At 66.2% G+C, this 15513-nt stretch carries 9 protein-coding genes and 1 other RNA gene; 6 read left to right on the top strand and 4 right to left on the bottom strand.

Annotated features, from left to right (window positions below):
* Positions 1–161: 161 nt before the first annotated feature.
* A non-coding RNA gene (locus XcodCFBP4690_RS20130) (sX9 sRNA) lies at positions 162–237 on the top strand.
* Positions 238–249: 12 nt separating this feature from the next.
* Here the strand turns inward: XcodCFBP4690_RS20130 and XcodCFBP4690_RS20125 are convergent.
* Positions 250–1374 (bottom strand): pyridoxal phosphate-dependent aminotransferase, encoded by a 1125-nt coding sequence (locus XcodCFBP4690_RS20125; RefSeq protein WP_104543842.1) that lies wholly within the window; start codon positions 1372–1374, stop codon positions 250–252.
* Between the two features lie 333 nt (positions 1375–1707).
* Between XcodCFBP4690_RS20125 and ligA the strand changes: the two genes are divergently transcribed.
* The 5 genes from ligA (at position 1708) to gyrA (ending at position 11184) form a co-directional block, all read left to right on the top strand.
* Entirely contained in the window at positions 1708–4209 is a 2502-nt protein-coding gene (ligA, locus tag XcodCFBP4690_RS20120) for an NAD-dependent DNA ligase LigA (RefSeq protein WP_104543840.1), read from the top strand.
* Complete coding sequence (epmA, locus tag XcodCFBP4690_RS20115) at positions 4206–5168, top strand: EF-P lysine aminoacylase EpmA (RefSeq protein ID WP_104543838.1); 963 nt, start codon at positions 4206–4208, stop codon at positions 5166–5168. The genes ligA and epmA overlap by 4 nt, the downstream gene beginning before the upstream one ends.
* 261 nt (positions 5169–5429) lie before the next feature.
* Complete coding sequence (locus XcodCFBP4690_RS20110; protein WP_167394726.1) at positions 5430–6113, top strand: DUF3011 domain-containing protein; 684 nt, start codon at positions 5430–5432, stop codon at positions 6111–6113.
* Positions 6114–7207: 1094 nt separating this feature from the next.
* Complete coding sequence (mtnA, locus tag XcodCFBP4690_RS20100; RefSeq protein WP_104543834.1) at positions 7208–8272, top strand: S-methyl-5-thioribose-1-phosphate isomerase; 1065 nt, start codon at positions 7208–7210, stop codon at positions 8270–8272.
* A 209-nt stretch (positions 8273–8481) separates the two neighbouring features.
* Complete coding sequence (gene gyrA / locus XcodCFBP4690_RS20095) at positions 8482–11184, top strand: DNA gyrase subunit A (RefSeq protein WP_104543832.1); 2703 nt, start codon at positions 8482–8484, stop codon at positions 11182–11184.
* A gap of 220 nt (positions 11185–11404) precedes the next feature.
* Here the strand turns inward: gyrA and XcodCFBP4690_RS20090 are convergent, their stop codons facing one another.
* From XcodCFBP4690_RS20090 to hutU, 3 genes are all read right to left on the bottom strand, one after another.
* Complete coding sequence (locus XcodCFBP4690_RS20090; RefSeq protein WP_104543846.1) at positions 11405–12130, bottom strand: hypothetical protein; 726 nt, start codon at positions 12128–12130, stop codon at positions 11405–11407.
* Positions 12131–12260: 130 nt separating this feature from the next.
* Complete coding sequence (locus XcodCFBP4690_RS20085) at positions 12261–13370, bottom strand: acyltransferase family protein (protein ID WP_104543830.1); 1110 nt, start codon at positions 13368–13370, stop codon at positions 12261–12263.
* A 466-nt stretch (positions 13371–13836) separates the two neighbouring features.
* On the bottom strand, positions 13837–15504 hold the full coding sequence (hutU, locus tag XcodCFBP4690_RS20080) for a urocanate hydratase (protein WP_104543828.1): 1668 nt from the start codon (positions 15502–15504) through the stop codon (positions 13837–13839).
* Positions 15505–15513 lie beyond the last annotated feature (9 nt).

The following is a 15513-nucleotide window of genomic DNA, read 5'->3' as shown; positions in this document are numbered from 1 at the left end:
CTCCCGCGGTCACTCAGACCTGTGGGCTATCGGTCGACCACGCCGGCTCTCGACGCCTAATCTGGCAGATCGCCAAGAGATAAGGGATAAGCGCTTGGCTTCACTACGAGCAGCTAGCAAAACGACTGCGCGACCGCCAGGCGGTCGGTGCTCGGTGCGGCATGTACCACGCGTACACTGCGGTTCCTCCGCGCCGTCCGCACCCACCTGACAACCGCTCACTACGTTCAGTTAGCCGCTTCTAAGCGATTAGCGTTTGGCTTTGGCGAACGCCTCGCGGAAGCGCAGCATTTCCGCCTCGGTGCCCACGGTCACGCGCACGCGCTTGGGCCAGATCGGCCAGCTACGGCCAACGATGACGCCCTGCTTCTGCATCGAGTCGGCAAACACCTTGGCATCGCGCTTGATGTCCACCACAAAGCAGTTGGCCTGCGATGGCAGGCAGGTGTAGCCCTTGCCCTTGAGCCAGGCGATGGTGTCCTCGCGCACGCGCGTGTTCTCGGTGCGCCGCGTGGGCACCAGCAATGGATCGCGCAGGCTGGCGATGCCGGCCGCCATGGCCGGTACCGGCAGCGGGTTGCGGCCCTGGGGGCTGAGCTTGCTCAACAGGCCCGGAGCGGCGATGGCCGCGCCCAGGCGCAGACCGGCCATGCCGTACAGCTTGGAGAACGTGCGCAGCACGATCAGGTCCTGGCGCTGACGCACCAGGTCCACCACCGAGGTTTCGTTGCTGTACTGGATATAGGCCTCGTCGACCACCAGCACCGCGCTGGCCGGTTTGTTGGCCAGCAGCCATTCGATGTCGGCACGCGCAGTGATCGAACCGGTGGGATTGTTGGGGTTGCACACGTAGATCAGACCGGCGGTGGGATCGGCCTTGGCCATTGCCTTGACGTCGTGCGCACCGTCGGCACGCAAGGGCACCCGGCGCACCGGTGCGCCCTGTACGGTGGCGACGTCGGCCAGCGCTTCGAAGGTCGGGTCGGCGGTGACCAGGCCGGCGCGTGGCGAGGTGAACAGCGACCCGGTGCGGCCCAATGGGTCGCTGGAGCCTGGGAAGAACGCGATGTGATCGTTCGGCAGCTGCAATTCGCCGGCCATCAGGTTGCGTAGATCCAGCTCCATCTCGAACTGATAGCGGCCGGCGCGCGCCAGCGACCGCGTTGCCGCGTCCAGGGCGGCGGGCGAGGGACCGAGCGGGTGTTCGTTGTAGTTGAGGTAGACCGTGCCGGCAGCGGGGGCCACGCCGGGGGCGGCAGGCGCGGCCGCGCGTTTGCGAGCGGCCTCGGCCGGCGACATCAGCCCCAGTGCGGACACCGCCACGCCGGAGGTGGCGAGGCTGAGAAACGAACGGCGCGAGACGGGCAACGACACGGGTGAACTCCAGACGGACAGGGCAAAGAGTGCGCCACGCTAGCGGGTTTGGGGCGCTCTGCCTATCGGGGAATCTCCTGTCCGCCACGCCGTTCCGGCGATGGCAGACGAAGCGGGCTGCTGGCAGCGGCAGATCTGGCGTGTGGTCCGCCGGCAATTCGCCGTGCTCGTGCAGGTCAGGCTTGCGGCGGCGGAGGGGCGACTAGCCTGCGCTCAGGTATCGCCCTCCCAGTCAGTCGGTGCCGAAGACCCAGGGGCGAGAGGCGTAGCCGCCGTTTGTGCACTGGCATGGCCCGTTAGAATGAGCGGCCCAGAGTCAGCCCAGCGATCAGTATGACTGTCAGCCCGGATCCCGCGCAGCGCATCGAGGCCTTGCGCCGTCGCATCGAAGACGCGAATTACCGCTATCACGTGCTCGACGAGCCGCAGATGGCCGACGTGGATTACGACCGCCTGATGCGCGAGCTGGAGGCGCTGGAGGCCGAGCATCCGGCGCTGGCCAGCGTGGATTCGCCGACCCAGCGCGTGGGCTACCTGGCCGCATCGCGTTTTGCCGAAGTGCGGCACGCCTTGCCGATGTTGTCGCTGGGCAATGCCTTCAGCGATGAGGAAGTGAGCGAGTTCGTGCGCCGCATCGGCGAACGCTTGGAGGTCAGGCAGCCGCTGTTCTGTGCCGAACCCAAGCTCGATGGTCTGGCGATCAGCCTGCGCTACGAAAACGGTGAATTCGTGCAGGGCGCCACCCGCGGCGATGGCGCCACCGGCGAGGATGTCAGCGCCAATCTGCGCACGGTCAAGGCGATTCCGTTGCGCCTGCGCGGCGAAGGCTGGCCGACAGTGCTGGAAGTGCGCGGCGAGGTCTATATGCCGCGCGCCGCGTTCGAGGCCTATAACGCGCAGATGCGCGCGCAGGGCGGCAAGGTGCTGGCCAACCCGCGCAATGGTGCGGCCGGCTCGTTGCGGCAGCTAGATGCGCGCATCACCGCGCAGCGCCCGCTGAGTTTCTTCGCCTACGGGGTAGGCGAGGTGCGCGACGGGACGCTGCCGCCGACCCATTCGGCGATCCTGGCGCAGCTGCGCGAATGGGGCTTTCCGGTCAGCTCGCTGGTCGAGGTGGTGCAGGGCAGTGAAGGTTTGCTGGCGTACTACCAACGCATCGGCGAAGCGCGCGATGGATTGCCATTCGATATCGACGGCGTGGTCTACAAGCTCGACGATCTGGCCGGCCAGCGCGAAATGGGCTTCGTCTCGCGCGCACCGCGCTGGGCGATCGCGCACAAGTTCCCGGCGCAGGAGCAGTCCACCACGGTGGAGGCGATCGAGATCCAGATCGGCCGCACCGGTGCGGCCACGCCGGTGGCGCGGCTGAAGCCGGTGCATGTGGCCGGTGTGATCGTCACCAACGCCACCTTGCACAATGCCGACCAGATCGCGCGGCTGGATGTGCGCGTGGGCGATACGGTGATCGTGCGACGCGCCGGCGATGTGATTCCCGAAGTAGCCGGCGTGGTGGCCGATCAGCGCCCGGCCGGCACGCAGGAATGGCGCATGCCCACCCAGTGCCCGGTGTGCGGCTCGGAGATCGTGCGCGAAGAAGGCCAGGCGGTGTGGCGCTGCTCCGGCGAGCTGACCTGCCCGGCGCAGCGCAAGGAAGCGTTCCGGCATTTCGTCTCGCGGCGCGCGATGGACGTCGATGGCCTGGGCGAGAAATTCATCGAGGTGCTGGTCGACAGCGGGCTGGTGAAAGGTGTGGCCGACCTGTACCTGCTCACCGTGGATCAGTTGCTGCAATTGCGCCTGATCAGTACCGCGGAGAGCCCGCATGCGTTCCTGCGCGAGGCGCGCGAGCATCTGGCAACCGGCGCATACGCGACGCTGGAAACCACCATGGCGCAGATCGGTGTGGATCTGGCCGGCGAGCGCGAGGCTCCTCCAACCTGGCAGGCGGACTTGCTGCGCGCCGGGCTGCCTGGCTTCGATTGGAACCGCCGCAAGATCGCCACCAAGTGGGCCGAGAACCTGATCGAGGCGATCGAGACATCGCGCGACACCACGTTGGAGCGCTTCCTGTTCGCGCTCGGCATCGAGCACGTGGGCGAAAGCACGGCCAAGGCCTTGTCGGTCTGGTTCGGCGATCTGGAGCTGATCCGCCATCTGCCGTGGCCGCTGTTCAAGCGCGTGCCGGACATCGGCGGCGAAGTGGCGCGCTCGCTTGGCCATTTCTTCGATCAGCCCGGCAATCAACAGGCCATCGACGATCTGCTGCAACGCGGGGTGCGCATCGGCGATGTGCATCCGCCATCGCCCAAGCTACGCGACGCGCTGAGCTTTGCCAGCGTGCTGGAAGACATGGACATCCCCAAGGTCACTCCCGTGCGTGCGCAGCAGCTGGCGGCCGCCGTGCCGTCGTTCGATGCGCTGCGCGCTGCCGGCTCCGATGCCTTGCAACAGGCCGGCGTGCCGGCGCCGGTGGTCGCCGCGCTGCTGCAATGGCTGGATCGCCCGGAAAACGCGGCCCTGGCCAGCGCTGCGCAGCAGGCGGTGGACAGCGTGCTGGCGCGTCTGCCGGAAGCTGCCGCAGTGCAGGCCGGTCCGCTGGATGGCCAGACCGTGGTGATCACCGGCACCCTGGTTGCATTGACCCGCGACGCGGCCAAGCAACGGCTCGAAGCCCTGGGCGCCAAGGTGGCCGGCAGCGTGTCGAAGAAGACAGCCTTCCTAGTGGCGGGCGAAGAGGCCGGCTCCAAGCTGGACAAGGCGCAGTCGCTGGGCGTGGAGATCTGGGACGAGGCGCGCCTGCTGACGTTCCTGGGCGAGCACGGGCAACAGCCGTGACCGCGGTGCAGCTCGACCTGGCCGCGCTGCAGCTGCGCGCGCGGCTCAATGCCACGATCCGCGCATTCTTTGCCGAGCGCGATGTCATCGAGGTGGAGACGCCGGTGCTGTCGCAGGCCGGCAACACCGAGCCGAACATCGAAAGCTTCAGCACTCGCTTCAGCGGGCACGTGGATGCCGGCGCGCCGCTGCGCTGGTTGCGTACCTCGCCGGAGTATCCGCTCAAGCGCCTGCTCGCCGCGGGCCTGGGCGATTGCTACGAGCTTGGGCGCGTGTTCCGCAATGGCGAAGCCGGCGGCCGCCACAACCCCGAGTTCAGCATGCTCGAGTGGTACCGGGTGGGCTGGGACGACCGTGCGCTGGCGCAGGAGACCGTCGCACTGGTGCAGCGTGCGCTGGCCCTGGTCGAACGCCAGGCGACGGTGCAGGTGCTGAGCTACCGCGAGCTGTTCGTGCAGCGGCTGGGGATCGATCCGTTGCTGGACCCGATCCAGGCGCTGCGTGCGCCGTTGCAGGCGATCGCCATCGATGCGCACGGGCTCACGCGCGACGATTGGCTGGACCTGCTGATGACCCACTGCCTGCAGCCCGGCTTTGCCGCCAATACCTTGACCGTGGTGCACGACTGGCCGGCCAGCCAGTGCGCTCTGGCGCGCATCCGCCACGCCGATCCGCCGGTGGCCGAGCGCTTCGAGCTGTATCTGGGCGCCTACGAGGTGGCCAACGGCTACCACGAGTTGAACGATGCGCACGAGCAGCGTGCGCGTTTCCAGCGCGACAACGCCGTGCGCGCCGCGCGCGGGCTGCCGCAACTGCCGTTGGACGAACCGTTGCTGGCGGTGCTGTCGCAACTGCCCGATTGCGCTGGCGTGGCGGTGGGGGTGGATCGGTTGTTGATGGCCCTGCGCGGCACCACGCAGATTGCCGACGTGCTGGCCTTCGAGTTCGCCCGCGCCTGAGTCGCGCTGGCAGCGCGGCCAGCGCGAACGGTCATGCCGGAAAGCGCTTCCTGCGCCGCAGTGGCAATCGCATGCCGGTTGCTCCTCGGTGACAGCCTTGCACGCACGATGCCGCTGATTCGCCTGGGGCAACGGGCCGACCGCATCGGGTTGCCACAGTCTTGTCACGCCCGCCGTATTGCTATCTTCACATCGATGGTGCTCTCATCTTCACGTCCACGGGGGCGCGACGTACATCGTTTCGGGGTGAGGATTGTTGGCATGAAGTGGCTGATCAGCTTATGCGGTCTGTGGTGCTTGCCGCTGCTGATGGTCGCCGACGCACGCGCTGCCGATCGCGGCTCGGGCGTGGTGCGCTGCGAGTCCAAGGACATGGCGCGCGTGCATTGCCCCATGGAGGTGACCGGCGGCGTGCAGCTGGTGCGCCAGCTGTCCGAGACCAGCTGCATCCGTGGCAGCGAGTGGGATGTCGACCGAGATGGCGTGTGGGTGGAGCAGGGCTGCCGCGCCGAATTCGCCAGCAGCGCGCCCACGGCCACCGTGATGCGCCGGGTGGTGCGCTGCGATTCCAATGGCGGCAAGGTGGTGTGCCCGGTGGTGCTGCGTGGCGCGCCGGTGCGGCTGCTGCGCCAGCGCTCGATGTGGCCGTGCAAGGAAGGTCGCACCTGGGGAACGCGTCGTAACGAGATCTGGGTGTCGCGCGGCTGCGACGGCGAATTCGAGGTGGGTGCCGAAGATGGCTCCGGTTTCGTCGCCATGCCGCGCATGGTCACCTGCGAGTCGAAGAAGAGCGCGCGGCGCACCTGCGGGGTGTCGGTGGAACGTGCCGTGCGACTGGGCCGGCAGATGTCCAAGACCCCGTGCGTGGAAGGCCAGACCTGGGGCTGGAGCCGCGATGGGGTCTGGGTCAACGATGGCTGCCGCGCCGAGTTCATCGTCGACTGAGCGGCTGTCGAGCCTGTTGCGTGTTGGTCAATTGCCGTGCGCAGGGTCTTGCTGTCGCTGCACAGGGCGGGTGATCTGTGGCTTGGCAAGGACCAGTCGCGTCGATCGCTGCCCAGGGTTTCGGCACAGCAACCTGCAACCAGCAACCAGCAACGCTAAACGGCGCGATGCGGAGGCTTTGGTTCTTCAGCAAAAATTGCCAACAAACTGTCTGGTGCGGTGTCCTTGCCGCTTGCGGGACCGTTGGCGGCATGGATGCCGCCATCGAGCCCCCATGGACGGGTTCACGGCGTGTCGCGCAAGCGGTGAGGGCACCGCGCCCTCGAAGTCGTGGCGTTTGCGGCAGGGCCCTTGCCCGCCCACCATCGCAGGACACGCTGCAAGTACGTCCATGTAAGCTCCGTGGCGGCATCCATGCCGCCAAGGGTCCCGCGACGCCGGGCGGGCAAGGGCCGGTCGAGATGGTCGGCGTGCATGGTTTGCAACAAGCAACCGGCACGCAGCCACGCGCTGCCCCCGTTCTTCAATAAACCACCAGTCAACTGTCTGGTGCGGTGTCCTTGCCGCTTGCGGGACCGTTGGCGACAGGGATGCCGCCAACGATCCGCAGGGATGGATTTGCGGCGTGTCGCGCAAGCGGTGAGGGCACCGCGCCCTCGAAGTCGTGGCGTTTGCGGCAGGGCCCTTGCCCGCCCACCATCGCAGGACACGCTGCAAGTACGTCCATGTAACCTCCGTGGCGGCATCCATGCCGCCAAGGGTCCCGCGACGGCGGGCGGGCAACGACCGGTCGAGATGGTCGGCGTGCATGGTTTGCAACCAGCAACCGGCACGCAGCCACGCGCTGCCCCCGTTCTTCAATAAACCACCAGTCAACTGTCTGGTGCGGTGTCCTTGCCGCTTGCGCGACCGTTGGCGGCATGGATGCCGCCATCGATCCCCAGGGATGGGTTGACGGCGTGTCGCGCAAGCGGTGAGGGCGCCGCGCCCTCGACCAACCGGGCTTTTGCGTTTGATGCATCACTGCGGAAGACCGACGATCTGAGCAATGCCAGTCCACTGACTGGACTGCCCGTGCGCCTTACAATAGGGCGATGAACGACAGCGCCCATATCGATTACGCCCGCTACGACCATATCCGCCCACTGCTGTGGACCGGCGACGCCCTGGAATTGCTCGATCAACGCAAGCTGCCCTTCGTGGTGGAGCATGTGCGCTGCGAGACCAGCGATGCAGTGGCCGAGGCCATCCATTCGCTGGCCGTGCGTGGCGCGCCAGCGATCGGCATTGCGGCCGGGTGGGGCGTGCTGCTGGCTGCGCGGGATATCGATGCCAACGATGGCAGTGCGGCCTTGCAGAAACTCGAGCCGGCGCTGCTGCGGCTCAATGCCGCACGTCCTACGGCGGTGAACCTGGCCTGGGCATTGATGCGTATGCGCCGGGTGCTGGGCGCGGCCGGTGCCGACTGGCGCGAGGTGCTCGCGCGCGAGGCGCAGGCCATTGCCGATGAAGACCTGGCCGCCAATCGCCAGATGGGTGCGTTGGGTGCCGGGCTGATCGCCCCGGGCAGCGGCGTGCTGACCCACTGCAATACCGGCTCGCTGGCCACCGCCGGCTTCGGTACCGCGCTGGGTGTGATCCGCGCCGGCATGGCGCAGCAGCGCATCGCCAAGGTGTTTGCCGGCGAAACCCGGCCGTGGCTGCAGGGCGCGCGCCTGACCGTGTGGGAGCTGCAGCAGGACGGCATCGATGCCACCCTGATCGCCGACTCGGCCGCCGCGCATCTGATGAAGTCCGGCCTGGTGCAGTGGGTGATCGTGGGCGCCGACCGTATCTGCGCCAATGGCGATACCGCCAACAAGATCGGCACCTACCAGCTGGCCATCGCCGCCCGCCACCACGGGGTCAAGTTCATGGTGGTGGCGCCCTCGTCCACGGTGGACATGGCCACGGCCGATGGCGACCAGATCGAGATCGAGCAGCGCGATCCGGGCGAATTGTTCGGTGTGGGCGGGGTCCGTACGGTGGCCGAGGGCATCCATGCCTGGAACCCGGTGTTCGACGTCACCCCGGGCAGCCTGATCGATGCCATTGTCACCGAGCGCGGGGTGATCGAGCAGCCCGACCAGGGGCGCATGCAGGCCGCGTTCGGCAGCTGAACCCGGCGCGCGGGCGGTGCGCCGCAAACGGCGCGTAAAGTCCCGCAAGTGCTTGTTTCTGGCCGCTAAACCGGCGGCATCCGGCTGCCCCTTCATGGTACAATCCGGCGCTTGAATCGATCGGCGGGAGCGTAGGGCCGGCAGCCTGTCACCAAGGCGCCCCCGACGCGGCTTTCCGGCTCGCCCGCCACCTCACTTACGGAACCCGAATGGCAGAAACCGCCAAGGAAATCATCCAGGTCAACCTGGAAGACGAGATGCGCAAGAGCTATCTCGATTACGCGATGAGCGTGATCGTGGGCCGTGCACTCCCCGATGCCCGTGACGGCCTGAAGCCTGTGCACCGACGCGTGTTGTACGCGATGCACGAGCTGGGCGCACACAGCAACAAGGCCTACTTCAAGTCGGCGCGTATCGTCGGCGACGTCATCGGCAAGTACCACCCGCACGGCGACCAGTCGGTCTACGACACGCTGGTGCGCATGGCGCAGCCGTTCTCGCTGCGCTACATGATGGTGGACGGCCAGGGTAACTTCGGTTCGGTCGATGGCGACTCTGCCGCGGCGATGCGTTACACCGAGTCGCGCATGTCGCGGCTGGCGCATGAGCTGATGGCCGACATCGACAAGGAAACCGTCGATTTCCAGCCCAATTACGACGAAAAGGAACTGGAACCGACGGTCATGCCGACCCGGTTCCCGAGCCTGCTGGTCAACGGTTCGGCCGGTATCGCGGTGGGCATGGCCACCAATATCCCGCCGCACAACCTGACCGAGGCGATCAATGCCTGCATCGCGCTGATCGACACCCCAGAGCTGGATGTCGAAGGGCTGATGGAATACATCCCCGGCCCGGATTTCCCCACTGCCGGCATCATCAACGGCACCGCCGGCATCGCCGCCGGCTACCGCACCGGCCGCGGCCGCGTGCGCATCCGTGCCAAGGCCGATGTGGAAGTGGCCGACAACGGCCGCGAGGCGATCGTCGTCACCGAGATCCCGTACCAGGTCAACAAGGCGCGGCTGATCGAGAAGATCGCCGAGCTGGTCAAGGAAAAGAAGCTCGAAGGCATCAGCGAGCTGCGCGATGAGTCCGACAAGGACGGCATGCGCATCTACATCGAGATCAAGCGCGGCGAATCGGCCGAGGTTGTGCTCAACAACCTCTACCAGCAGACCCAGATGGAGTCGGTGTTCGGCATCAACATGGTGGCGCTGATCGATGGCCGCCCGCAGTTGATGAACCTCAAGCAGATGCTGGAGGCGTTCATCCGCCACCGCCGCGAGGTGGTCACCCGCCGCACCATCTTTGAGTTGCGCAAGGCGCGTGCACGTGCGCACGTGCTGGAAGGCTTGACCGTCGCGTTGGCCAACATCGATGAAATGATCGAGTTGATCAAGACCTCGGCCAACCCGCAGGAAGCGCGCGAGCGCATGCTGGCCAAGACCTGGGCACCGGGGTTGGTCGGTGCGCTGCTGGGCGCCGCCGGCGCCGAGGCCTCCAAGCCGGAAGACCTGCCACCGGGCGTGGGCCTGATCAACGGTTTCTACCAGCTCAGCGAAGTGCAGGCCTCGCAGATCCTGGAAATGCGTCTGCATCGCCTGACCGGGTTGGAACAGGAAAAGCTGACCGACGAGTACAAGCAGTTGCTCGGCGTCATCGAAGGCCTGATCCGCATCCTGGAAAACCCGGATGTGCTGCTGCAGGTGATCCGCGACGAGCTGATCAACGTGCGCGAAGAGTACGGCGACGAGCGCCGCACCGAGATCCGTCACAGCGAAGAAGACCTGGATATCCTGGATCTGATCGCGCCGGAAGACGTGGTGGTGACCCTCTCGCATGCCGGTTATGCCAAGCGCCAGCCGGTGAGCGCGTATCGCGCACAGCGTCGCGGTGGCCGCGGCCGTTCGGCGGCTGCGACCAAGGAAGAGGACTTCATCGACCAGCTGTGGCTGGTCAACACTCATGACACGCTGCTGACCTTCACCAGCAGCGGCAAGGTGTTCTGGTTGCCGGTGCACCAGTTGCCGGAGGCCGGTTCCAACGCGCGTGGCCGTCCCATCATCAACTGGATTCCGCTGGAGGCTGGCGAGCGGGTGCAGGCGGTGCTGCCGGTGCGCGAATACGCCGACAACCGTTATGTGTTCTTCGCCACCCGCAACGGTACGGTCAAGAAGACGCCGCTGAGCGAATTCGCGTTCCGCCTGGCGCGCGGCAAGATCGCGATCAATCTGGATGAAGGCGATGCGCTGGTCGGCGTGGCATTGACCGATGGCGACCGCGACGTGCTGCTGTTCGCGTCCAACGGCAAGACCGTGCGCTTTGGCGAATCCACCGTGCGTTCGATGGGCCGTACCGCCACCGGCGTGCGCGGTATCCGTCTGACCAAGGGCGAGGAAGTGGTCAGCCTGATCGTGGCCGAGCGTGCCGGCGGCGTCGATGACGAGGCCGAGGAAGATAACGGCGAGGACGTGGTGGAGACCGCCGATGGCGCCGAGGCGGCGGTGATCGAGGTCGCCGACGATGGCGATGTGGCCTACATCCTCACCGCCACCGAAAACGGCTACGGCAAGCGCACCCCGCTGGCCGAGTACCCACGCAAGGGCCGCGGCACGCAGGGCGTGATCGGCATCCAGACCACCGAGCGCAACGGCAAGCTGGTGCGTGCGGTGTTGCTGGGCGCCACCGACGAAGTACTGCTGATCTCCGATGGCGGCACCCTGGTGCGCACGCGCGGTTCGGAGATCTCGCGGGTGGGCCGCAACACCCAGGGCGTGACGCTGATCCGGCTGTCCAAGGGCGAGAAGCTGCAGGCGGTCGAACGCCTGGATGCGTCGCTGGATGAAGTGGACGAGGTGGTGGAAGAAGCGGGCACTGCTGCCGCCGCGCCGCTGCCGCCGAGCGAGCAATGAGCACGCTTCCGCATCGCTGCGATTGAACGAAAACGCCGGCAAACGCCGGCGTTTTTTATGGCATCGCGCATGTGACCGTCATCGGCGCGTCGCCCCGCCGCGTCCGCGCACGCCAATCCGTCTTCCTGTTCCCAACTCCCCAATCCCCAATCCCCAATCCCCGATCCCCGATCCCAAATCCCAAATCCCAAATCCCAAATCCCGAATCCCGAATCCCGATTCACTGCGCCGCCACCACCGCATCGTCCTGCACCGCGTCCTGCACATCCTGCGCTAGCGTCGCCTTGACGATGATCGAGCGGATGGCGTCGGTGGCATCGGAGAGCGGCACATCGCTGCTCAGGCGCTGGAAGGTGTCGCGGCTGTTGTAGCCAGAGCCATCCTTCAGATAGTGGTCGTACATCGACAGCAGATCCTGGCAGGCCGTGATCAATGCAGCGACATTGCCGCGCAGCAGCGCGTGGCCGATCTGGTCGAAGCTGTGCAGACAGTCCGCCAGCCAGTGCAGGTCGTAGCGGGCGGTGCTGGGCTCGGGCGCGCTGTGGCCGCGGCTATAGGCGCTGTAGCGGCGCAGGCTGCGGGCCACGCGCGCGACATGCGCGAACAGCGTGCCGATTTCGTTGGCGATATCCAGCCGCTGCACCATCACCATCGGGATGACCTGGCTGGCAGCCGGGTCGTCGTGCTGGGCTGCGGTCTGCTCCTGCTGTTCCAGCGACTGCTTGAGGACGGTGTAGCTGCGCTGCAGCGATTCCAGTTCCAGTGCGCTGGCGGCCGCGCGTGCCTTCAGCTGCGACAAGGCCGCCTGGTAGCGGCCAAGGCTGTCCTGGGTACTGGCCAACTGCCCGGACTCGGCACGTAACTGCCGGCCGCGCACGAAGGCCAGCGCGGTGGCGATCAATGCCCAGAGTGCGAATGCAGGCACCAGGTAGATCAGGATGCCCATGGGAGATTCCTCGAAACGTTGCATACCTTGTCGGCCTGGCAGCAACGTTCTTGAGGGCAATCGACGTGAAACTTGGAAGCCGCACGTAGGGACGCGCGTCAGAACGCCATGCCGCACGCATGCAGCCGCGTCAGGGCGATCGAGTGGTGCCAGGCGTCGGTTCCGTAGCCAGCGGGGCGGGACTGATCGCGGCCACCGGCACGACAGGCGCGCTGCGCGGGCGCAGCAACAGCCACGTGCCCAGCCGCCGCAACAGGGTGTTTCCAGGCATTTCGATCAACCGGTACATCGTCCAGGCAGCGGCAAGGGTGACCGCGATGATCGGCAAGGCCAGGGCCGGTCGTGGCGGCAGGCCGTCCATGATCACCAGGGCGGCGTAGATGATCGGAATATTCAGCAGGTACATCGAGAAACTGCATTCGCCGCTGAGCATCATCAAGCGGTTGCCGAGCAGGCGCTTGCTCAGCCCGGTGTCGAAGGAGAACAGGAACACGAAGATGCCGGCGAAGCCGGCGGTCTCCAGCGTGAGGTAGAGCTCGCGCTTGGAACCGAGATCGACATCGACAATGCCCAGGACGACGGCAAGCACCAGCCCGATGACGCCGGCCTGCAGCGTCGCCAGGGTGGTCATGTCGACGCCGGCGCCAACCCGGGTGCGCACCAGGCCGAACACCACGCCGGCCAGGAAATAATAGATCTTGGAGCCGACGAAGGTGCCGGGCAGCTGTGCCCGGTAGGCGATGAGCATCAGGACGGTGCCGAGCACCGCCACCATCAGGGTGACATTGCTGTTGGTGCGGAAGGCACGCAGCGCAAACCAGATGCCCACGAAGATCGCGTAGAACTGGACTTCCGGCGGAATGCTCCACAGCGCGGACACGTTGCCGGAAAACAACAGATGGCGTAGCAGGTTGTCGTGACTGATGGCGTAGACGAACTGCGAATCGACCAGGTTGTAGATCAGATAGGACGCCAGCACGACGGTCAGGTAGGCCGGCGCAATGCGCGAGAATCTGGAAATGGCGTAGCGCGCCACTGCTGGGTAATTGGGGTCTTTTTCTCCGTAGAGAAAGGCCATCAGGAACCCGCTCAGGGTAAAGAACACCATGACGCCCATTTCACCGGGAAACAGGTGGGTATCGGTGAAGAATTTTTCTTCCGCAAGATGCGCGTAGACCACAAGCAATGCCGCAAGACCGCGAATACCGGTCAACGAGTCGATGCGCTGTTCCTGCTGCATGAGTGGGGGCTCTCAGTGTGATCGATACGAAAAAACCCGCGCCTGCCGAAGGCGCGATGTCGTTTGCGTGCATTTCGAGATTCAGTGCCGGTCGGACGCATCCCCCTCGGTCGTCCGACTTGCCGCGAGCTTACTCGATCGGCGGGTCACGCATTATCGTTTTGCACGACGCTGGCGATAGTCGTGACAGGGATCACGGTGTGTCAAGCTCGACCGCAAGCCGCGCCGACATCCGTGTAGGGAACTGATGCGTTGGGCATGAAGCAGCTGCGTGCAGACACGCGTTGGTGACACGCATGACGAGATCTCCCGATGTCTGTCTGCAGCGATCCATGCGTGACAATCACGCGCATGACGCCACCGTCTTACAGCTGCGGCCGCTGCCGGATTGACCATGGTCGCGCGGACGCTGCGGTTTGCTGCAGCGGCGATTCGCCCACCTCGCGTCAGCGGGCACGCGGCGGCGTCAGGACAGGATGGCAGGCAGATCCAGGCCCTTCTCGCGAGCGCAATCGGTTGCGATGGCATAGCCGGCGTCGGCATGCCGCATGACGCCAGTGGCGGGGTCGTTCCACAGCACGCGTTCGATGCGGCGGTCGGCGGCCTCGCTGCCGTCGCAGACGATGACCATGCCGGCATGTTGCGAGAAGCCCATGCCGACGCCGCCGCCGTGATGCAGCGACACCCAGGTTGCGCCCGATGCGGTGTTGAGCAGGGCGTTGAGCAATGGCCAATCGGAGACCGCATCGGAGCCGTCGGCCATGGCTTCGGTTTCGCGATTGGGCGAGGCGACGCTGCCTGAATCGAGATGGTCGCGGCCGATCACCACCGGTGCCTTCAGCTCGCCGCTGCGGACCATGGCGTTGAAGGCCAGGCCCAGCCGATGACGGTCGCCCAGGCCGACCCAGCAGATGCGCGCAGGCAGCCCCTGGAAGGCGATTTTTTCCGCGGCCATGTCCAGCCAGCGATGCAGATGCGCATCGTCGGGAATCAATTCCTTGACCTTGGCATCGGTCCTGGCGATGTCCTCCGGATCGCCGGACAGCGCCACCCAACGGAACGGGCCGATGCCGCGGCAGAACAGCGGGCGGATGTAGGCGGGCACGAAGCCGGGGAAGTCGAAGGCGTCGGACACGCCTTGCTCCAATGCCATCTGGCGCAGGTTGTTGCCGTAATCCACGGTGGGCACGCCGAGCGCGTGGAAGGCGAGCATGGCGCGGATGTGGTTGGCCATCGAATCGCGCGCGGCGGCTTCCACTTGCTTCGGCGCGCTGACGCGCTTGTCGTCCCATTCGTCCACGCTCCAGCCCTGCGGCAGGTAGCCGTTGACCGGGTCGTGCGCAGAGGTCTGGTCGGTGAGCAGGTCCGGTTTGATTCCGCGCAGCAGCAGTTCGTCCAGCACGTCGGCGACATTGCCGAGCAGGCCGACCGACAGCGGCTTCTTCGCCGTGCACGACTGCTCGATCAGGCGCAATGCCTCGTCCAGCGAGTCGGTCCAGGTGTCCAGATAGCCGGTGCGCAAGCGCATGTCGATGCTGGAACGGCGGCATTCCACCGCCAGGCAGGACGCGCCGGCCATCACGGCGGCCAGCGGCTGCGCGCCGCCCATGCCGCCGAGGCCGCCGGTGAACAGCCACTTGCCGGCCAGGTTGCCGCCGTAATGCTGGCGGCCCATCTCCACGAAGGTTTCGTAGGTGCCTTGCACGATGCCTTGCGCGCCGATGTAGATCCAACTGCCGGCGGTCATCTGGCCGTACATCGCCAGGCCCTTTTTATCCAATGCGTTGAAGTGGTCCCAATTGGCCCAGCGTGGCACCAGGTTGGAATTGGCGATCAGCACGCGCGGCGCATCGGCATGGGTGCGGAACACGCCGACCGGCTTGCCCGATTGCACCAGCAGGGTCTGGTCGTCGTCCAGGCGGGTGAGCGCGGCCACGATCGCATCGAAGGATTCCCAATCGCGCGCGGCGCGGCCGATGCCGCCGTAGACCACCAGTTCCTGCGGGCGCTCGGCCACGTCCGGGTCCAGGTTGTTCATCAGCATGCGCAATGGCGCTTCAGTGAGCCAGCTCTTGGCGGTGAGCGTGTTGCCGGTGGCGGCGCGGATGACGCGGGTTGCATCGTGACGGATCATGCCGGGTTC

The organism is Xanthomonas codiaei, from assembly GCF_002939785.1.
In the GTDB taxonomy this organism is placed as follows: domain Bacteria; phylum Pseudomonadota; class Gammaproteobacteria; order Xanthomonadales; family Xanthomonadaceae; genus Xanthomonas; species Xanthomonas codiaei.
The sequence above is the reverse complement of the archived record's forward strand: the minus strand, read 5'-3'. Positions and strand labels throughout refer to the sequence as shown.